22 protein-coding genes are annotated in these 19247 nt (G+C 68.2%); 7 read left to right on the forward strand and 15 right to left on the reverse strand.

Going from position 1 to position 19247, the window contains the following annotated elements:
* Positions 1-143 precede the first annotated feature (143 nt).
* Entirely contained in the window at positions 144-968 is an 825-nt protein-coding gene (locus RT91_RS07000; protein WP_011941813.1) for a formate/nitrite transporter family protein, read from the forward strand.
* 56 nt (positions 969-1024) lie between these two features.
* On the opposite strand, the gene RT91_RS07005 is transcribed toward RT91_RS07000, so the two are convergent.
* Positions 1025-1360 (reverse strand): DUF1491 family protein, encoded by a 336-nt coding sequence (locus RT91_RS07005; RefSeq protein WP_007422844.1) that lies wholly within the window; start codon positions 1358-1360, stop codon positions 1025-1027.
* A 72-nt stretch (positions 1361-1432) separates the two neighbouring features.
* Here RT91_RS07005 and RT91_RS07010 point away from each other — a divergent pair, with 72 nt between their 5' ends.
* From RT91_RS07010 to RT91_RS07025, 4 genes are read left to right on the forward strand one after another with little or no spacing between them, the layout of a single operon-like run.
* Positions 1433-2443, forward strand: a complete 1011-nt coding sequence (locus RT91_RS07010; protein WP_007422843.1) for an ABC transporter substrate-binding protein — start codon at positions 1433-1435, stop codon at positions 2441-2443.
* A gap of 1 nt (position 2444) precedes the next feature.
* Positions 2445-3185 (forward strand): ABC transporter ATP-binding protein, encoded by a 741-nt coding sequence (locus RT91_RS07015; protein WP_035186405.1) that lies wholly within the window; start codon positions 2445-2447, stop codon positions 3183-3185.
* A complete protein-coding gene (locus RT91_RS07020) occupies positions 3182-3946 on the forward strand; it encodes an ABC transporter permease (protein WP_035186407.1) in 765 nt (254 codons plus the stop codon). Before RT91_RS07015 ends, RT91_RS07020 begins: the two co-directional genes overlap by 4 nt.
* A 54-nt stretch (positions 3947-4000) precedes the next feature.
* Positions 4001-4195 carry a hypothetical protein gene (locus RT91_RS07025; RefSeq protein WP_007422840.1) on the forward strand — a complete coding sequence of 65 codons (195 nt, stop codon included), beginning with the start codon at positions 4001-4003 and terminating at the stop codon, positions 4193-4195.
* A gap of 46 nt (positions 4196-4241) precedes the next feature.
* Here the strand turns inward: RT91_RS07025 and fabI are convergent, their stop codons facing one another.
* The gene (fabI, locus tag RT91_RS07030; RefSeq protein WP_007422838.1) at positions 4242-5078 is read right to left on the reverse strand and encodes an enoyl-ACP reductase FabI; all 837 of its coding nucleotides are present in this window, start codon (positions 5076-5078) and stop codon (positions 4242-4244) included.
* A 102-nt stretch (positions 5079-5180) separates the two neighbouring features.
* On the opposite strand from fabI, the gene pdxH reads away from it, so the two are divergent.
* Together pdxH and RT91_RS07040 are read left to right on the forward strand one after the other, a co-directional pair.
* Positions 5181-5768 (forward strand): pyridoxamine 5'-phosphate oxidase, encoded by a 588-nt coding sequence (gene pdxH, locus RT91_RS07035; protein WP_007422839.1) that lies wholly within the window; start codon positions 5181-5183, stop codon positions 5766-5768.
* Positions 5765-7048 (forward strand): amidohydrolase family protein, encoded by a 1284-nt coding sequence (locus RT91_RS07040; protein ID WP_035186409.1) that lies wholly within the window; start codon positions 5765-5767, stop codon positions 7046-7048. Before pdxH ends, RT91_RS07040 begins: the two co-directional genes overlap by 4 nt.
* 12 nt (positions 7049-7060) lie before the next feature.
* On the opposite strand, the gene rpe is transcribed toward RT91_RS07040, so the two are convergent.
* The 13 genes from rpe to RT91_RS07105 all read right to left on the reverse strand — a co-directional run bounded on the left by rpe (position 7061) and on the right by RT91_RS07105 (position 19133).
* Positions 7061-7738 carry a ribulose-phosphate 3-epimerase gene (gene rpe / locus RT91_RS07045; RefSeq protein ID WP_011941807.1) on the reverse strand — a complete coding sequence of 226 codons (678 nt, stop codon included), beginning with the start codon at positions 7736-7738 and terminating at the stop codon, positions 7061-7063.
* The gene (cbbX, locus tag RT91_RS07050) at positions 7725-8645 is read right to left on the reverse strand and encodes a CbbX protein (RefSeq protein ID WP_007422835.1); all 921 of its coding nucleotides are present in this window, start codon (positions 8643-8645) and stop codon (positions 7725-7727) included. Before cbbX ends, rpe begins: the two co-directional genes overlap by 14 nt.
* An 11-nt stretch (positions 8646-8656) precedes the next feature.
* Positions 8657-9085, reverse strand: a complete 429-nt coding sequence (locus RT91_RS07055; protein WP_007422834.1) for a ribulose bisphosphate carboxylase small subunit — start codon at positions 9083-9085, stop codon at positions 8657-8659.
* 12 nt (positions 9086-9097) lie between these two features.
* On the reverse strand, positions 9098-10579 hold the full coding sequence (locus tag RT91_RS07060; protein ID WP_035186411.1) for a form I ribulose bisphosphate carboxylase large subunit: 1482 nt from the start codon (positions 10577-10579) through the stop codon (positions 9098-9100).
* A gap of 26 nt (positions 10580-10605) precedes the next feature.
* A complete protein-coding gene (gene fba / locus RT91_RS07065) occupies positions 10606-11685 on the reverse strand; it encodes a class II fructose-bisphosphate aldolase (RefSeq protein ID WP_011941806.1) in 1080 nt (359 codons plus the stop codon).
* Between the two features lie 48 nt (positions 11686-11733).
* Positions 11734-12609 carry a phosphoribulokinase gene (locus tag RT91_RS07070; protein WP_007422831.1) on the reverse strand — a complete coding sequence of 292 codons (876 nt, stop codon included), beginning with the start codon at positions 12607-12609 and terminating at the stop codon, positions 11734-11736.
* Positions 12606-13673, reverse strand: coding sequence for a class 1 fructose-bisphosphatase (locus tag RT91_RS07075; protein WP_013639784.1), 1068 nt, complete (start codon positions 13671-13673; stop codon positions 12606-12608). The genes RT91_RS07070 and RT91_RS07075 overlap by 4 nt, the downstream gene beginning before the upstream one ends.
* A 252-nt stretch (positions 13674-13925) precedes the next feature.
* Positions 13926-15137: an AAA family ATPase gene (locus RT91_RS07080; protein ID WP_007422829.1), complete on the reverse strand. Its 1212-nt coding sequence runs from the start codon at positions 15135-15137 to the stop codon at positions 13926-13928.
* A gap of 136 nt (positions 15138-15273) precedes the next feature.
* On the reverse strand, positions 15274-15696 hold the full coding sequence (locus RT91_RS07085) for an organic hydroperoxide resistance protein (protein WP_007422828.1): 423 nt from the start codon (positions 15694-15696) through the stop codon (positions 15274-15276).
* A 39-nt stretch (positions 15697-15735) separates the two neighbouring features.
* Positions 15736-16554, reverse strand: coding sequence for a bifunctional hydroxymethylpyrimidine kinase/phosphomethylpyrimidine kinase (gene thiD, locus RT91_RS07090; RefSeq protein WP_035186412.1), 819 nt, complete (start codon positions 16552-16554; stop codon positions 15736-15738).
* An 8-nt stretch (positions 16555-16562) separates the two neighbouring features.
* On the reverse strand, positions 16563-17933 hold the full coding sequence (glmM, locus tag RT91_RS07095; RefSeq protein WP_011941804.1) for a phosphoglucosamine mutase: 1371 nt from the start codon (positions 17931-17933) through the stop codon (positions 16563-16565).
* Positions 17934-18008: 75 nt separating this feature from the next.
* Positions 18009-18845 carry a dihydropteroate synthase gene (gene folP, locus RT91_RS07100; protein WP_035186413.1) on the reverse strand — a complete coding sequence of 279 codons (837 nt, stop codon included), beginning with the start codon at positions 18843-18845 and terminating at the stop codon, positions 18009-18011.
* 48 nt (positions 18846-18893) lie between these two features.
* Positions 18894-19133, reverse strand: a complete 240-nt coding sequence (locus RT91_RS07105; RefSeq protein ID WP_007421690.1) for a hypothetical protein — start codon at positions 19131-19133, stop codon at positions 18894-18896.
* Positions 19134-19247 lie beyond the last annotated feature (114 nt).

Here is a 19247-nt window from a genome sequence, read left to right on the forward strand (position 1 = left end):
TAGTGTTGACCCCGCGAAATACAAGACGAAGCCGGAAGCGTTATTGAAAGGCAGACAGATTTTGACTTTTGATCACTAAATCGTGTTGACCTGAGATTACAGCTCGGTTATCTCGCTCCGGTCCAAGCACATGGAGCGAAAAAATGGATTGGTTGAAACCGTCTGCCCTGGCGGCGGCGATGATGGAGGCGGGCGCCGCCAAGGGGAACCTGCCGGCCAGGACCATTCTCGTCACCGGCATTCTCTCCGGCCTGTTTCTCGGCTTCACGACGACGCTGTTCGTCTCCGCCCTGGTCGCCACCGGCAATCTGGTGGTCAGCGCGATGTTCTTCCCGGTCGGCTTCATCCTGCTGGTTCTGCTCGGCCTCGAACTGTTCACCGGCAATGCGGCGCTGCTGCCCTATGCCGGCATGGCCGGGCGCCTGAGCTTCGGCAGCATCGTGAGCGGGCTGGTGCTCGTCTATGTCGGCAACCTGATCGGCAGCCTGCTCTATGCCGCACTTTTCGCCGCGATCGATACCAAGTTCTTCACCGCGGCGGCCGATCCGATCGGCGCGAAGATTGCCGCGATCGCCGCCCTCAAGACGATCCCGTACATGAAGGCCGGCGCCGCCGGCTGGATGACCGCCTTCTCCAAGGGCGTCGTCTGCAACTGGATGGTCAGCCTCGGCGCGGTGATGGCGCTGGTCTCGCGCTCGGTCATCGGCAAGATCTTCGCGATGTACATGCCGATCATGGCCTTCGTCGCGCAGGGGTTCGAGCACTGCGTGGTGAACATGTTCGTCATTCCCTGCGGCATCATGCTCGGCGCGAAGGTGTCGATCTCGCAGTGGTGGATCTGGAACGAAATCCCGGTGACGCTCGGCAACATCGTCGGCGCCGTGGTGATCACCGCGTTCGGTCTCTATGTCGCGCATGGTGCGACGGCGGCGCCGGAACCGGTGCTGTCGCCGGCGCCGGCGGAGTAAGACGTTCCGCCTGACCGATGGGAAGGGCCGTGCCGGCGGGCGCGGCCCTTTTCGGTTCAGAGGATCGTGCCCTCGAAAGGCGGCAGGTAATCGGGCGCCTCGAACTCGACGACCCAGAGATCGGGGTCGAAGCGGAGTTGCTTCTCGACATAGGCATCGGCCCGCGCATCGTCGACCGGGTCGGGGCCGGTGGCGCGCAGCCAGGCGGGGCGGCCGAGGGCATCGCGCGTCTGGCTCAATATCACCACCCCCATCCGGCCACGCAGGAGCACCAGCACGCCGCCGGCATCCTCGTCGCCCCGGTGCAGCAGCATGCCGGGCCGGCCATCGGCGGCGCCGAGCCTCAGCGCCATCTGCACCCAGATGCCGGCCTTGACGCGGGGTTCGCTCACCGGGCTTGACCTATCGACGACCGCACCGAACTCTGTTGATAATGACTAACGAAAACCGACGGGGATAAGCTCATGGACTGGTTTCGCTCCTTGCCTCGACTGCTTGCCGCGCTGCTCTGCATATCACCGGCGCTGGCCCATGCCGCCTCGCCGCCGAAGCTGCAAAAGGTCACGTTCGGGCTCGACTGGGTGGCCGAGGCCGAATATGGCGGCTTCTATCAGGCGGTGGCGGACGGCATCTACCGCAAATATGGCCTCGACGTGACGATCCGCGAGGGCGGGCCGCAGGTGAACAACGCGCAGCTGCTGCTCGCCGGGCGGCTCGATTTCGATATCACCTCGAACAGCTTCCTCGCCTTCAATTTCGTGCAGCAGAAGATTCCCTTCGTCGCGGTCGCCGCGTTCTTCCAGAAGGATATCGACGTGCTGATCGCCCATCGCGGTGCCGGCGAGGACAGTTTCGCCGCGCTGAAGGGCAAGCCGATCGCGATTTCGGCGGATACGCGGGCGGGCTGGTGGCTCTTCCTGAAGAAGAAATACGGCTACAGCGACAGCCAGATCCGCCCCTACGATTTCAGCCTCGCCCCGTTCTTCACCAGCAAGGACCTGGTGGTGCAGGGATTTCTGACCTCGGAGCCGTTCCTCGTGAAGCAGAAGACCGGGCATTTCCCGGTGGTGCTGCGGCTCGACCAGGCGGGGTTCGACGGGTATGGCGAGCTGATCGCGACCTCGCGCAAGCTCGCGAAGACCGACCCTTCGGTGGTGCGCCGCTTCATCGAGGCGTCGGCCGAGGGGTGGAAATCCTATCTCGACGGCAATCCGGCGCCGGCCTTCGCGCTGATCCGCAAGGCCAATCCGGACATGACGCCGGCGCTGCTGAAATTCGGCTATGACCAGCTCAAGGCGCATCAGGTGGTGGAGGATGCCACCACGGCGAAGATCGGGATCGGCGGGATGACCGATGCGCGGTGGAAGGGCTTCTACGAGCAGATGCGCGCGGCCGGCCTGTATCCGGCGCATTTCGACTATCGCAAGGCCTATACGTTGCGGTTCCTGCCGAAGGGGAAAGCGGCCGCGCGCTGAGATGGTGCGGCTGGAACAGGTGACGCGGCGGTTCGGGGCGGTGACGGTCGCGCTCGCCGGGATCGACGCGGCGATCGGGCGGGGCGAGTTCGTCGCCCTGCTCGGGCCTTCGGGCTGCGGCAAGTCGACGCTGCTGCGGCTGCTCGCCGGGCTCGACGCACCAGATGCGGGGCGGCTGGTCTGGGAGGGCGGTGCCGCACCCGGCGCGGGCGAGATCGGCTTCGTGTTCCAGGACGCCACGCTGCTGCCCTGGGCGAGCGCGGCGCGAAACGTGCACCTGCCGCTCCGCCTCGCCGGACGGCGCTTCGAGGACGGCGCGGCGTCGGTGCGTGAGTTGCTGGCGCGGCTCGGGCTTGCGGGGTTCGAGGAGGCGAAGCCGGCGGCGCTGTCGGGCGGGATGCGGATGCGGGTCGCGATCGCGCGGGCGCTGGTCTCGCGGCCGCGCCTGCTGCTGATGGACGAGCCCTTCGCCGCGCTGGACGAGTTTACCCGCAACCGCTTGCAGGACGATTTGCTGGCACTGTGGCGGGAGACGGGCAGCACGATCGTGTTCGTGACCCATTCGATCTACGAGGCGGCGTATCTCGCCTCGCGCATCGTGGTGATGACGCCGCGACCGGGGCGGATTGCCGCGGAGATTGCCAGCCCGCTCGCCGAGGGCGGGGACCGGCGGACCGACCCGGCCTATGCCGCGCTGGTGCGCGAGGTGACGGAGACGCTGCGCGCGGTAATGCCGGCATGAGCCGCGCCGAGCGATGGGCGCCGGTGGTCTTCGGCCTCGCGGCGCTGGGGGTGTGGCAGGGGCTGGTGATCGGCTTGCGGGTGCCACCCTATGTGCTGCCGGGGCCGGCGGCGATCGTCGCGGCGTTCTGGGCGGATCGGGCGTCGCTGCTGCTCTCGCTGGTCTCGACCCTCGCCGTGACGGGGGCGGCGCTGCTGGCGGCGGCGCTGCTCGGCATGGCGCTGGCGCTGGCGATGGCGGCGAGCCGGCTGGCGCGGGCGGCGATCCAACCCTGGGCGGTGGTGTTGCAGGTGACGCCGGTGGTCGCCATCGCGCCGCTGATCATCATCTGGGTGCATCAGCAATTCGCCGCCATGGTGGTGTGCGCCACCATCGTCGCGTTCTTCCCGGTGCTGTCGAACACCGCGGCGGGGCTGGCGGCGACGCCGCCGGATCTCGCCGACCTGTTCCGGCTGAACGGGGCCAGCCGATGGCAGACGCTGGCGCTGCTGCGGCTGCCTTCCGCCCTGCCCTTCTTTCTCGCCGGGCTGCGGATTGCCGGCACGCTGGCGCTGGTGGGCGCGGTGGTGGCGGAGTTCGTCGCGAGTTCGGGCGGGTTTGCCGGCGGGCTGGCCGGGCGAATCCTGGAGTCGGGCTACCGGCTGGAGATTCCGCGCATGTTCGCCGCGCTGATGTTGCTGGCCTTCACCGGGATCGGGATCTATGCCGCGCTCGGCGCCTTCGAGCGGCGGATGCTGCGCCGCTTCGGCGCCGGAGGCTGAGATGAACGCGCGGGGCGCTTGATACGGATCGCGGGTTCTGGCACAGGCGCGCGCATGACCCGCAAGATGACCGACGCCCAGACCGACTACGAACGCAAGCGCGCCGCCAAGGCCAATATGAGCCTTGAGGACTGGCTGAAGACCAAGGAACGCCGGGCCGCCGAGGCGGCCTCGGCCACGGCACCGCGGCCGGAGAAAAAGCCCGGCCTGCTCAGGCGGCTGATCGACCGGGCGCACAAGCCCATCTGACGTCGGCCCCGGCGCGGGGCCGATCTGACGCCGCCTGCGGCCTCGGTTACTCGACGGCGTCGATATCCGGCGCCATCGGGTTCTTCATGCCGACGATGTGATAGCCGCAATCGACGTGGTGGATCTCGCCGGTGACGCCGCGCGAGAGATCCGACAGCAGATAGAGCCCGGAGGCGCCGACTTCCTCGAGCGCCACGTTGCGCTCGAGCGGCGCGTTGAGCTGGTTCCATTTCAGGATGTAGCTGAAATCGCCGATGCCGGAGGCGGCGAGCGTCTTGATCGGGCCGGCGGACAGGCCGTTCACCCGGATCGCGTCGCGCCCGAGATCGGCGGCGAGGTAGCGCACCGAGGATTCGAGCGCGGCCTTGGCCACACCCATCACGTTGTAGTGGGGGGTGACGCGCTCGGCGCCGAGATAGGTGAGCGTGACCATCGCTCCGCCCCGCTTCATCAGCGCCGAGGCGCGCTGCGCGGCCGCGGTGAAGGAGAAGCAGGAAATGTCCATCGCCTGGAGGAAGGCGGCGCGCGGCGTATCGGCATAGCGGCCGCGCAGGAACTGCTTGTCGGCGAAGCCGATGGCGTGGACGAGGAAGTCGATCTCGCCCCAGCGGTCGGCGACGGCGGCGAAGGCATCGTCGAGCGCCGCATCGTCGGTGACGTCGCAGGGGATGACGAGATCGGACTGCACGCTTTCGGCCAGCGGGCGGATGCGCTTCTCCAGCGCGTCGCCCTGGTAGGTGAAGGCGAGTTCGCCGCCCTGCGCGGCCACCGCCTGGGCGATGGCCCAGGCGATCGAGCGGTTGTTCGCAACCCCCATGATGACGCCCCGCTTGCCACGCATCAGCGTGCCGGTCAGCGGGTAGGTCTGTGCGGATTCCTGCATGTCGGGGGCTCCAGTCTGTCGTGTCTCGGCCGGCCGTGCCGGGGTGGTGGCGTGCGGCGGCTTGGACTATCAAATATTGCGACACGGAAGAGAGAGCAACCGATGATCGATATCAGTGCCGATCCGTTCCAGCTTTTCGCCGCCTGGATGCAGGACGCCGAGGCGGCGGAACCGAACGATCCCAATGCGATGACGCTGGCGACGGCGACGCCGGACGGCCGGCCTTCGGCGCGGATCGTGTTGCTGAAATCGTGGGATGAGGCCGGATTTGTTTTTTATACAAACCTGGAGAGCCGGAAATCGCTCGAGATCCGCGCGAATCCGGATGTGTCGCTGCTGTTCCACTGGAAGTCGCTGCGCCGGCAGATCCGCATCGAGGGGCGGTGCCGCGCGGTTTCGGACGACGAGGCGGATGCCTATTTCGACAGCCGGCCGCGGATTTCGCGGCTCGGGGCCTGGGCCTCGGACCAGTCGCGCCCGCTCGGCGAGCGGGCCGAACTCGAACGGCGGCTCGCTGAGGTGACCGCGCGGTATGGCGACGGGCCGATCCCGCGCCCGCCGCACTGGTCCGGCTGGCATGTGATGCCCGATTCGATCGAGTTCTGGCAGGACCGGGACTTCCGCCTGCACGACCGCGCGGTGTTCACCCGCACCGGCGACGCCTGGTCGGCGACGAGACTGTTCCCGTGACGGGCGACCTGCTCATCCGCAACGCGGCGCTGCCGGATGGGCGGCGCGGGGTCGACATCCTGATCCGCGGCGGCGTGATCGAGACGGTCGGCCCCGGTCTTCCAGAGGCGGCCGCGCCGGCGGTGATCGACGCGGCGGGGGATCTGGTCGCGCCACCCTTCGTCGATTCGCATCTGCACCTCGATTCGACGCTGTCGCTCGGGCTGCCGCGGCTGAACCGCAGCGGCACGCTGCTGGAGGGCATCGCCCTCTGGGGCGAGCTCAAGCCGGACCTGACCGTGGAGGCCATCCATGCGCGGGCGAATCGGCTCTGCACCTGGTCGATCGCGCAGGGGATCGGGGCGATCCGCTCGCATGTCGATATCTGCGACGACCGGCTGCTCGCGGTGGAGGCGCTGACCGCGCTGCGGGCCGAGATGGCGCCGTGGATCACCATCCAGCTCGTCGCCTTTCCGCAGGATGGCTGGCTGCGCTATCCGCGTTCGGCCGAAAACCTGCGCCGCGCGATGGCGATGGGGATCGACGTGATCGGCGGGATTCCGCATTTCGAGCGGACCATGGCGGACGGGGCCGAGAGCGTGCGCCAGCTGATGGCCATCGCCGCCGAGGCCGGGATGATGGTCGACATGCATTGCGACGAGAGCGACGATCCGCTCTCGCGCCATATCGAGACGCTGGCGGCGGAGACCGTGCGGCACGGGATGCAGGGGCGCGTTGCCGGATCGCATCTCACCTCGATGCACTCGATGGATAATTATTACGCGAGCAAGCTGATTCCGCTGATCGCCGAGGCCGGGGTTTCCGCGATCGCCAATCCGCTGATCAATATCACGTTGCAGGGACGGCACGACACCTATCCGAAGCGGCGGGGCATGACGCGGGTGCCGGAGCTGATGGCGGCGGGGGTGAATGTCGCCTTCGGGCATGATTGCGTGATGGACCCGTGGTATCCGCTCGGCACGCACGACATGCTGGAGGTGGCATCGATGGGACTTCACGTCGCGCAGATGACCGGCGTGGACGCGATGCGTTCCTGTTTCGATGCCGTTACGGTAAACGCGGCGCGGGCGGTGGGGCTGGAGGGTTACGGCATCGCCCCCGGATGCCGGGGCGATCTGGTGCTGCTCGATGCCGGCGATCCGATCGAGGCGATCCGCACTCGCGCCGCGCGGCGCGCGGTGATTCGCGGCGGGATCGCGATCGCCGAATCGCCGGCGCGCGTCAGCCGGCTTCGCCTCGGCGACGAGGCGATGGAGGTTCGCTTCCGCGCGGCGGTGTGAGGCGCGGCGGCGTCAGGCAAGGGCCATCCCCCCTGCCCGCAGCGCCGCGATATTCGCCGCATAGGCCGCCCTGCCGCCGCGAAAGACCGAGGAGCCGGCGACCAGCACATCCGCCCCCGCCGCCACGGCATCCGGCGCGGTCTCCGGCGTGATGCCGCCATCGAGTTCGAGGCGGATGTCGCGCCCCGCGATCATCTCGCGGATCCGGCGGATCTTCGGCAGTTGCGATCGCAGGAAGGTCTGGCCGCCGAAGCCGGGATTGACCGTCATCACCAGCACGAGGTCGACCGCGTCGAGCACGTAGGACAGCGCCGCTTCCGGCGTGGCCGGGCAGAGCGCGACGCCGGCCCGGCAGCCGCGCGCGCGGATGGACTGCACGGTGCGGTCGAGATGCGGGCAGGCTTCGGCATGGACGGTGATGATGTCGGCGCCGGCCTCGACGAAGGCATCGATGAAGGGATCGACCGGCGCGATCATCAGATGGACATCGAACACGGCATCGACGTGCTTGCGCACGGCGCCGATGACCGGGGGGCCGAAGGTGAGGTTGGGGACGAAATGCCCGTCCATCACGTCGATATGCACCCAGTCGGCCCCGGCCTCGATGACGGCGCGCGCCTCCGCGCCGAGGGTGGCGAAATCGGCCGAGAGGATCGACGGCGCGATCAGCAACCTGTCAGGCGCCGGCATCGGCTTTTTCCTCCGCGCGGAAGACGCGGCTGGCCAGCAGATCGTCGGGTTCGATGATCGTCAGCGCGTCTTTCGGGATGGGCGAGGTCGCCGTCATCAGCCGGTTCGCCTGGCGCAGGCGCGCGCGATCGAGCGCGTTGCGCACCGAGCGGGCGTTGGAGAAATAGGGCTGCGTGCGACGCCGGGCGATGTAGCGGTCCATGACGGCGCGGGCCTCGGGCGAAAAGCGGTAATGCTGGCGGGCCAGCATCGTGTCGCTGATCGCCAGCAGCTCGTCGTTCTCGTAATCGGGAAAATCGATGTGGTGGGCGATGCGCGAGCGGAAACCGGGATTGAGGGTGAAGAAATTCTCCATCCGGTCGGCATAGCCGGCGAGGATCACGACAAGGTCCTCGCGCTGGTTCTCCATTACCTGCAAAAGAATCTCGATCGCCTCCTGCCCGTAGTCCCGCTCGTTGTCGGGGCGGTAGAGGTAATAGGCCTCGTCGATGAACAGCACGCCGCCGATCGCCTTCTTGAGGATCTCCTTCGTCTTCGGCGCGGTGTGCCCGATATACTGGCCGACCAGGTCATCGCGGGTGACCGAAATCAGCTGGCCCTGCCTGACGAATCCCAGAGCCTTGAGAATGTTCGCCATGCGGAGGGCAACCGTCGTCTTGCCGGTGCCGGGATTGCCGGTGAAGGACATGTGCAGCGTCGGCGCCTCGGTCGCGAAGCCGCATTTCTGCCTGACCCGCTCGATGAGCAGGAGGGAGGCGATCTCGCGGATCCGCGCCTTGACGGGACGGAGCCCGACAAGGTCGCGGTCCAGCGCCGCGAGCACATCGCCGATCCCGGCGCCGTCGAATTCGGCGCGGAGATCGATCATCTCGCCCGGGGCGGGCGCGCCTGCCATCGTATCCGGCATGCCCCCCTCCCTCACCCGGAATTTCCATAGCGCGCGCCTTCGGGTTTCTGGACGACATAGGCGCGGGTTTCGTAGCGCATGGTGCGGCCGGCGGCCTCGCTCCGTGTCAGCATGAAGCCGGGTTCGTCCTTCGGCCGCTGCACGATGAAGGAAATGCGGAGCGACTCCCATGTGTTGGTGGCGTCGAACGCCGAGAGGCGGATATAGCAATCATCGTGAATCCGCCGGCAGTCCGCGAGTTCGGACATGATCGCCTTGGCATCGCGGATGTCGAACATCGGCAGGCCCCACATTTCCCAGTAGGTGTTCCGCGGGTGCGGGTCGTCGGTATATTCGAGGTTCACCGCCCAGCCCTTGTCGAGGCAGTACTGGATCTGGCGGCTGATCTGTTCATCGGTCAGATCGGGAAGAAACGAAAAGCAGCCCTGGGTCAGTCTCATGATAACGCTCCGTCAGTAGGCCGGCATCGCGGTGGGGACGAAATCGGGCGTGTCGGTCGAGGCGTAGTTGAACGTCACCTCGCCCCAGGTATCGAGCGCCTGGCGTAGCGGCAGGCAGTGGCGCGCGGCGTCGTTGAGGATCTGCGGACCTTCGGCGAGATAGTCGCGCCCTTCGTTGCGGGCGAGGATCATCGCTTCCAGCGCCACGCGGTTCGCCATCGCCCCGGCGGCGATGCCCTGCGGATGGCCGATCGTGCCGCCGCCGAATTGCAGGACGACATCCTCGCCGAGATGATGGAGGAGCTGGTGCATCTGCCCGGCATGGATGCCGCCCGAGGCGACCGGCATGACCTTGCGCGTGCCGGCCCAGTCCTGATCGAAGAAGATGCCGTGTTCGTAACGGGTTTCGTTATAGTCCTCGCGCAGGATATCGTAGAAGCCGCGGGTGGTGAGCGGATCGCCCTCGAGCTTGCCGACCACGGTGCCGGCGTGGATGTGATCGACGCCGGCGAGCCGCATCCACTTGGAGATCACCCGGAAGCTGACGCCATGCGTCTTGTGGCGGGTGTAGGTGCCGTGGCCGGCGCGATGCAGGTGCAGGATCATGTCGTGCTTGCGGGCCCATTTCGACATCGACTGGATTGCCGTGTAGCCGATGACGAGATCGATCATGATGATGGTCGAGCCGAGCTCGTGGGCGAAGGACGCGCGTTCGTACATGTCCTCCATCGTGCCGGCGGTCACGTTCAGGTATGTGCCCTTGACCTCGCCGGTCGCGGCCTGCGCCTTGTTCACCGCTTCCATGCAGTAGAGAAACCGGTCGCGCCAGTGCATGAAGGGCTGCGAGTTGATGTTCTCGTCATCCTTGGTGAAGTCGAGGCCACCCTTCAGCGCCTCGTAGACGACGCGGCCGTAATTGCGGCCCGAGAGGCCGAGCTTGGGCTTCACCGTCGCGCCGAGCAGGGGGCGGCCGAACTTGTCGAGCCGTTCGCGCTCGACGACGATGCCGGTCGCCGGGCCGTCGAACGTCTTCACATAGGCGACGGGCAGCCGCATGTCCTCGAGCCGCAGCGCCTTGAGCGGCTTGAAGCCGAACACGTTGCCGATGATCGAGGCGGTGAGGTTGGCGATCGAGCCCGGCTCGAACAACGCGAGATCGTAGGCGATATAGGCGAAATACTGGCCGGGCGCATTGGGCACCGGATCGACCCGGTAGGCCTTGGCCCGGTATTTCTCACAGGCCGTCAGCCGGTCTGTCCAGACGACGGTCCAGGTCGCCGTCGAGCTTTCGCCGGCGACCGCAGCCGCCGCCTCCACCGGATCGACGCCATCCTGCGGGGTGATGCGGAACAGCGAGATGACATCGGTGATCTTCGGTTCGTAGTCGGGTTCCCAGTAGCCCATCTTGCGGTATTCGAGAACGCCCGACCTGTAGCGCTCCTTGCCGCGCACCGTCAGGGCCTCGTTGGTGATGTTAGGGGTTGGCGTATCCATGATGCGGACTCCGTCTTCTGATGTCATCAAGCGGCGCGGCCGACATCGATCACGGGATCGAGGGCGCCGGATGCGTATTGCCTGGCCATCGCGGCGAGGGGCTGCGGTTTGATTCGCGAGGCCTGCCCGGCGGTGCCGAAGGCCTGGAAGCGCGAGCGGCAGAGATCGCGCAGTGCCGCGATGGCGGGCTTCATGAACTGGCGGGGGTCGAATTCCGCGCGGTTCCCGGTGGCGACCTTGCGGATGGCGGCGGCCATGGCGAGGCGGCAATCGGTGTCGATATTCACCTTGCGCACACCGTGACGAATGCCGAGGAGGATTTCCTCGACGGGCACGCCCCAGGTCTGCGGCATCTCGCCGCCGTGGCGGTTGAAGGCCTCCTGCAGGTCCTGCGGGACCGAGGACGAGCCGTGCATGACGAGATGGAGTTCGGGCATGCGCTCGTTGATGGCGCGGATGACGTGCATCGCGAGAATCGCGCCATCCGGCTTGCGGGAAAACTTGTAGGCGCCGTGGGAGGTTCCCATGGCGACCGCCAGCGCGTCGACCTTCGTGGCACGCACGAAGGCAACCGCCTGGTCGGGATCGGTCAGGAGTTGGTCGTGGGAGAGCGTGCCCTCGGCGCCGTGACCGTCCTCGGCCGCACCGGTGCCGGTTTCGAGACTGCCGAGCACGCCGAGCTCGCCCTCGACCGAAACGCCGACGCGATGCGCCATGTCGGTGACGCGGGCGGTGATGGCGACATTGTAGTCGTAGTCGGCGGGGGTTCTTGCGTCGGCCATCAGCGAGCCGTCCATCATCACGCTGGTGAAGCCGTGCTGGATCGCCGACAGGCAGGTCGCCTCGTCGTTGCCGTGGTCCTGGTGCAGGCAGATGGGAATCTGCGGGTGCTCGGCCTCCGCCGCCTCGATCATCTTCGCCAGCATCCGGTCGCCGGCATAGGACCGGGCGCCGCGCGAGGCCTGGAGGATGACCGGCGCATCGCAGGACGCGGCGGCCTCCATGATCGCGATCACCTGTTCCATGTTGTTGATGTTGAAGGCGGGAACGCCATATCCGCGTTCCGCCGCATGATCGAGTAGCTGACGCAATGTTATGCGTGCCATGTCAGTTTCCTTTCCGGGGCCAGCCGCCTGGGCGTGTCGGGGGCGGGTTCATTGCGCCCGCCTTTTCCGGTCCATCAGTTGCATGATGATCGGGGTGAGAATGAGCTGCATGGCGAGATCGAACTTGTTTCCGGGCACCGCGATCGAGTTCGCGCGGGACATGAAACTGCCGTGCAGCATGGCGAGGAGATAGGGGAAGTCGATGCCGTGCGGATCGCGGAAGCGGATGACCACGATCGATTCATCGGCGGTCGGGATCCAGCGGGCGATGAAGGGGTTGGAGGTGTCGACCGTGGGCACGCGCTGGAAGTTGATGTCGGTCTCGGTGAATTGCGGGCAGATGTAGTGCACGTAGTCCGGCATCCGCCGCAGGATCGTGTCCATCACCGCCTCGGTGGAATAGCGGCGGGCCGCGCGGTCGCGGTGGATTTTCTGGATCCATTCGAGATTGATCACGGGAACGACGCCGATCTTCACGTCGGCATGGCGCCCGGTATCGATGTCGCCATGCCTGACGGCGCCGTGCAGGCCTTCATACAGGAGAATGTCGGTCGGCGCCGGCAGGTCCTCCCAGGGCGTGAAGGTGCCGGGCGTGCCGCCGTAGCGTTCGGCTTCGTCCTGGTCGTGGATGTAGTGCCGGTATTGCCCGGTGCCGGTCGCGGCGTAGCTCTCGAAGGTTGCCGCGAGCTCGGCGAGGAGATTCGTCTCCGGGCTGAAATGGCTGAAATGGCGGTTTCCCGCAGCTTCCGCCTCGGCCATTTTCGTTTTCATCTCGGCACGATCGTAGCGGTGAAACGCATCGCCCTCGATATGCGCGGCGGTGATCTTCTCGCGGCGGAAGATCTGTTCGAACACGTTGCGCACCGAGGTGGTGCCCGCGCCGGAGGAACCGGTGACGGAGATGATGGGATGGCGCTGGCTCATGCGAACAGTTCCGCCACGTTCGAGGTGGAACGGAACAGCGAACGCCGGCGGAACAGCGGCGAGGAAGGCTGCCCTGCCCTTTCATAGGCCTGGGCGACGCGGCGGACTTCATCGGCCGAGCCGAAGACGAGCGGGCAGCGTTGATGGATGTGGGCCGGCTGGAGGTCGAGGATCGGGATGCGGCCATCGGTGGCGGAGGCGCCGGCCTGCTCCATGAGGAAGGCGATGGGGTTCGCTTCATAGACCAGTCGCAGCCTTCCGGCCTCGTAGCCTTGCCGTTCGTCCGCCGGGTAGAGATAGATGCCGCCGCGGCCGAGGATGCGGAACGCGTCGCCCACCATGGAGGCCAGCCAGCGGGTGTTGAAATCGATGCCGCGCGGACCGTTCCGGCCCTGCTTCAGCTCGACGATGTAGTCGCGGATCGGCTCTTCCCAGTGGCGGAGATTGGATCCGTTGATGGCGTATTCGCGGGTTGCGGCGGGCACGGTGGCCGGCGGGGCCGGCGCGAGAAAGGCGCCGGAGACGGGATCGAGCGTGAAGATGCGGGTGCCGTTGCCGAACGTCACGGCGAGCGCGGTGCGGGGGCCATAGATGAAGAAGCCGGCCGCGAGCTGGCGCCGCCCGGTCTGCAGGAACGGGCTTGCGGGATCGGCGCCGCTGGCATGCCGGGCGGGCAGGATGGAAAAGATCGTTCCGACCGGCGCCAGCGTGTCGATGTTCGACGAGCCGTCGAGCGGGTCGACCGCGACGGCGACCTCGCCCGCCGGATCGAGCCATTCCGGCGCGGCCGCTTCCTCGGAGGCGAAGGCGGCGGCGCCGGAAGCGATGACGGCCTCGCGCACCAGGGCGTGGGTTATCGCATCAAGCGCCTTCTGGCCGTCGCCGTCGAGCGACTCGCCGATGACGGCGCCGAGATCGCCGGAGAGCGGGCCGCGGGCCAGCAGATGGGCGATCTGTCTCGCGGCGCCGGCCAGCGCCTCGACGACGCGGCATGAAGCGGTCAGTGCGGGAAGCTGGCTGGCGATCTGGTCAAGACAGGTATCGAGCCTCAGAGCGTCGCTCATTTCGTTTCCTCCTCAATGGCGCACCACCTTGTGGCTCGTGCTGTCCGGTCTCGTGCCCCCGCGCTGTCTCAGCATCGCGGAAATCAGACTGGCAGACGAAATTAAGCTAAGTAAAGATAAATTTTCTTTGTATGTTTTTTTGCCGAATTTAATACACCGCGCATGACAGCCTTCTGCGGGTAGCGGTGAAGGCGCGATATCGGGGTGGATTGTGGCAGGCTCGGCCCGTGGCCGACGCGCTGCGTCAGGCGGTCAGGCGGCGGCGTTGCGTCCGCGCTCGAAGCCCGCTTCGCGCGCCAGGTCTTCGATCAGGCGGCCGAGCGGCCCCTTGGGCACCCCGGCGAAGCGTTCCTGCGCGCCGAGGCTGGTGAAGAGTTTGGGCAGTTCGGGAAGGCTGAGATCGACCTTGCGCTTGAGCGCATCCTCGATGTGCTTGCGACGCAGGCCGCCGGCCGCGCCTTCGCGGTTCAGGAAGATCGTCGGCCGCTGCGGCTGGCCCGGCGTGCTGGACGCGGCGATCAGGCGCACCGTATCGCGCAGGCTCGCGATGCTCGGGTCGAGGACGATGATGCGGTGATGAGCGAGTTCGAGCAGTTCCCGGTGCTGCTGGATCGGCAGGAACGGCAGGTCGACGATCACGAAGTTGAAGCGCATGCGGATCGCATCGATGATCCGCCGGGCGGCGCCGGCGGAGGCGGCCGGCTGGCAGGCGAGATCGGGCGGGGAGCCCAGGACATGCAACCGGTTCCGGACCGGCCGGACCGCGCCCGCGACGGCAGCACCCGGGTCATCTCCGGCATCCTGCAGAAGGGTCTGGAACGAGGGTTTGAATTCGACCCCGAACCAGTCCTGTGCCGTGCCGATGAACGGATCGGCATCGAGCAGCAGGGTGTGACGGTTCGACTCGACGCCCAGATACCAGGCCAGCGCGGCGGCGATGGTGCTGCCGCCGACCCCGCCGCGCGCGCCGGTGACGGAAATGACCCGGCCGCCTCGCGTCAGGTCGGCGACCGGCGAATTTCGGGTGATCAGCGAGGCGAAATGGCGGGCGACAAGCTCGCGGGTGATCGGCTTGAACAGGTAGTCGATCGCGCCGACCCGCCGGATGATGTTGCGGTAGAGATCGACATCGTCGACCTCGCCGATCACCAGCAGGGAGACCGACGGTTCGATGACATCGCAGAGTTCGAGCAGGGCGTGCATCGGCCGCTCGTCCTTGCCGATGTCGACGACGACGATTTGCGGCGTCGGGACTTTCGCGAGGGCGGCGATGGCGGCCTTCAGATTGCCGCGGCGAATGTCCGCCGTGTTCTGGATGCCCGTCTGGGCCAGGTCGCCCAGCCCGTCGCGTATCACCTGCTCGGTCGCCGCATCGGCAACGAAGCTCAGGACCGTGAGCTGGTCGATCCGCGCGCCGAGATCGTTCCCCGGCTCTTCGGCCGGCTTGAGCGACGGGTTATCCATGGCGACGAGGGATCGCCGCCGGCACGCAACCGCAGCGCCCGGCGGGGCGTCCGGCTGCGGCAGGCCCGCTCACGGGTGCCATGGGCAACACTGACTGCATGGCACCCGGATAGCCGGAAAAGTTTAAGAAAGCCTTTCAGGCAACGGCGAATCTGCTGTCGATATTGCCGCGCGTCGCATGCGCGTAGGGACAGACGATCTCGGCCTTGCGCACCAGGTCCTCGGCCTGCGCGCGGTCCATGCCCGGGATGGTCACGGTCAGGTGCGCCGTGATCCCGAACCCGGTGCCGTCGTCGCGCGGGCCGATGCCGATCTCGGCATTCACCTTCGCATCCTCGGGGATCTTCACCTTCGCCTGATTGGCGACGAATTTCAGCGCGCCGAGGAAACAGGCCGAATAGCCGATGGCAAAGAGCTGTTCCGGATTGGTGCCCTGCCCGCCATCGCCGCCGAGTTCCTTCGGCGTGCTGAGATCGACCTTGAGGCGGCCGTCGCTGGTTTCGGCATGGCCGGTGCGGCCGCCGGTCGCGTGGCCGCGCCCGTGATACAGTGTTTTCATGGCAGGAACTTCCTCCTCGATCAGTGACGGAATTCTAGATCATGCCGGCGGACGATCCTGCAAGAGCGCGGCGGCGCGGGCATGGCCGAGCGGCCCGTGGCCGCGGCCCAACCCCGGGGCGGCGCGCAGGGCGGCGTGGAGGAACGCTTCGGCGGCCTCGATCGCGGCCCGGAGATCGAGGCCGCGCGCGAGGCCGCAGGCGATCGCGCTGGCCAGGGTACAGCCGGTGCCGTGGGTGTGGCGCGTCGCGATGCGGGGATGGGCGAAGGTCACGACGTCGTCGCCGGCGATCAGGCGGTCGATGACCGGATCGCCGTCGAAATGGCCGCCCTTCAGCAGGACGGCTCGGGCGCCGAGGCGGCAGAGCGCGCGGCCGGCGCGGATCGCATCCTCGTGCGAATCGATGGCGAGGCCGGCGAGGGTTGCCGCCTCGTCGCGATTGGGCGTCACCAGCGTGGCGCGGGGCAGCAGACGGTCGCGGATGATGGCGAGCGCGCCCTCCCCCGCCAGCGCGGTGCCGCTGGTCGAGGCGAGGACGGGGTCGAGCACCAGAGGCGCGGCCGGCGCCGCGGCGGCGATCGCCAGGGAGACTTCCTCGGCCGTCCCGGCGCTGCCGAGCATGCCGAGCTTGATGGCATCGACCCCCAGATCGGCCACGACCATGCGGATCGACCGGGCGACGAGATCGGGCGGCACCGGGGCGATGGCGGCGATGCCGGTGGTGTCCTGCGCGGTGACGGCGGTGATCGCGGTCATCGCGTAGCCGCCCAGGGCGGTGATCGTCTTGACGTCGGCCTCGATGCCGGCGCCGCCGCCGCTGTCCGAGCCGCCGATGGCGAGAACCCGGAACCAGTCCATCGCCGCGCTCAGCCGGCCGATTCCGCCTCGATCACGGCGCAGAGCTCGTCGACCACGGCGGCGACGAGCTGCTCGTCCTCGCCCTCGGCCATCACGCGGATCAGCGGCTCGGTGCCGGAGGCGCGCAGGAGCAACCGGCCGATGCCGGCGAGCCTTGCCTCCGCCGCCGCCGCCGCCGCCGTGACGGCGGGCGAGAGCAATGGCGAGGCGCCGCTGTAGCGGACATTGCGCAGCAATTGCGGCAGCGGCGTGAACAGGCGGCACACCTCGCTCGCCGGCCGCCCCTCGCGCACCAGCACCGCCAGCACCTGGAGGGCCGCGATCAGCCCGTCGCCGGTGGTGGCGAAATCCGCGAGGATGACGTGGCCGGACTGCTCGCCGCCGAGATTGAGACCGTGCGCGCGCATGTGTTCGGCAACGTAGCGATCGCCCACCGGGGTGCGGTGCAGGGCGAGGCCGAGGCCGCCGAGATAGCGCTCCAGCCCGAGATTGGACATCACGGTGGCGACGATGCCGCTGCCCGACAGGCGGCCATCGGCCTGGAAGGCGCGGGCGATCAGCGCCAGCACCTGGTCGCCGTCGATGATCCGGCCGCGCTCGTCGGCGAGGATCACGCGGTCGGCGTCGCCGTCGAGCGCGATGCCGAGATCGGCGCGGTGCTTGACCACCGCCGCCGACAGGGCGGAGGGGACGGTCGAGCCGCATTCGTGGTTGATGTTGAACCCGTCGGGGCTGACGCCGAGGGTGATGACCTCGGCGCCGAGTTCCCACAGCGCCGCCGGCGCCACCTTGTAGGCGGCGCCATTGGCGCAATCGAGGACGACGCGCAGGCCGTCGAGCCGCAGCCCGCGCGGCAGGCTCGACTTCGCGGATTCGACGTAGCGGCCCGCGGCGTCGACCAGGCGCATCGCCCGGCCGAGCGCCGACGGGGCGGCGAGCCGGCCGGAGAGATCCTCCTCCATCAGCGCCTCGATCTCGGCTTCGGTCTCGTCGGACAGCTTGGCGCCGTCCGGGCCGAACAGCTTGATGCCGTTATCCTCGAACGGGTTGTGCGAGGCCGAGATGACCACGCCGAGATCGGCGCGCAGGCTGCGGGTGAGCATGGCGATGGCCGGGGTGGGCAGCGGGCCGGCGAGGGTCACGTCCATTCCGGCGCCGATGAAGCCGGCGGTGAGCGCCGGTTCGAGCATGTAGCCGGACAGGCGGGTGTCCTTGCCGATGATGACCCGGTGGCGGTGATCGCCGCGGGTGAACAGCAGGCCGGCCGCCTGGCCGAGGCGGAGCGCGATTTCGGCGGTCATCGGCGCGGTGTTGGCGCGGCCGCGGATGCCGTCGGTGCCGAACAGGCGGCGTTTGGGGCGGGGCTGGATCTGGTTCATCGCGGATCGAAACCTTGCTGTGGCGTGGGCCGGGCCGGCGCGCCCAATATCCCAAGAGACGGCCTCACGGTCCAGTCAGGCATCGGCGAGGGCCTGCCAGACGCGCAGCGCCTGCACCGTGCCGGGCACGTCGTGGACGCGGAGGATCGCCGCCCCCCGCCCCGCCGCGAACAGGGCGGCGGCGATGGAGCCGGGATCGCGGCGGGCGGGGTCGGGCTCGCCGGCGAGTTCGCCGATGAAGCGCTTGCGCGAGACGCCGGCGAGGACCGGATGGCCGAGCGCGCGGAAGGATGGCAGGGCGCGCAGCAGCGCCACGTTCTGCGCGCCGCGCTTGGCGAAGCCGAAACCGGGATCGAGCGCGATGGCGGCGGGCGCGATGCCGGCGGCAAGGGCGGCGTCGCGGGTGGCGGCGAGTTCGGCGAGGACATCGGCGACGACATCGTCATAGAGCGCCTGCGCGCTCATCGTCGCCGGGGTGCCGCGCATGTGCATCAGGATGACCGGGCATCCCGCCGCCGCCACCAGCGGCGCGGCGGCCGGGTCGTGGCGGAGGCCGGAGACGTCGTTGACGATGCGAGCCCCGGCATCGAGGGCGGCGCGCATGGTGGCGGCGTTCCGCGTGTCGACCGAGACGGTCGCGCCGTCCCGGGCGAGGCCGCCGATGACCGGCACGATGCGGGCGATCTCGATGTCGGGCGGCACCACGGCGGCGCCGGGGCGGGTGCTTTCGCCGCCGACATCGATGATCGCGGCGCCGGCCGCGCGCATGGCGAGCCCGGTTTCGATCAGGGCCGAGGGGCCTTGCGTCGCGCCGCCGCCCGAAAAACTGTCGGGCGTGGCGTTCAGGATGCCCATGACGAGGGGCCGGGCGAGGTCGAACCCCGCCCAGCCGGATGCGGCGACGTCAGTCATGCGGGCCGATTAGCCGCAAACGCGGCTTCGGCCAAATCCGCCCTTCGATTAGCCGAGGCCAGGGATCGCCGGCGCCTGGTGGTGATGGTGCGTGGTGCTGCTCTGGGCGCCGGGCAGCGCCTGGGCCGGGCCGATGCCGTTGAGGACGGCGGAGGTGCCGGCCTGCGTTGCCTGCAGGCTGGCGAGCGTCGCCTGCAGCGTGGCGCCGAATCCGGGACGGTGCGACGACGCGATGCCGCCGGCATAGGCGATGGGCTGCGCCGCGGCGGCGAGATTGTGGATGATCATGCGCGAACTCCTTTCGTGGCCGGGTGCGCGGCCGGCGGGACTGCGCCCGTCCGCCCGAAGCCCTCGACGGATGTGGATGCATCTCGCGTGCCAGATTTCCCGGCGGTGTTCCGG

It is taken from the genome of Acidiphilium sp. JA12-A1 (assembly GCF_000724705.2).
Taxonomy (GTDB): domain Bacteria; phylum Pseudomonadota; class Alphaproteobacteria; order Acetobacterales; family Acetobacteraceae; genus Acidiphilium; species Acidiphilium multivorum.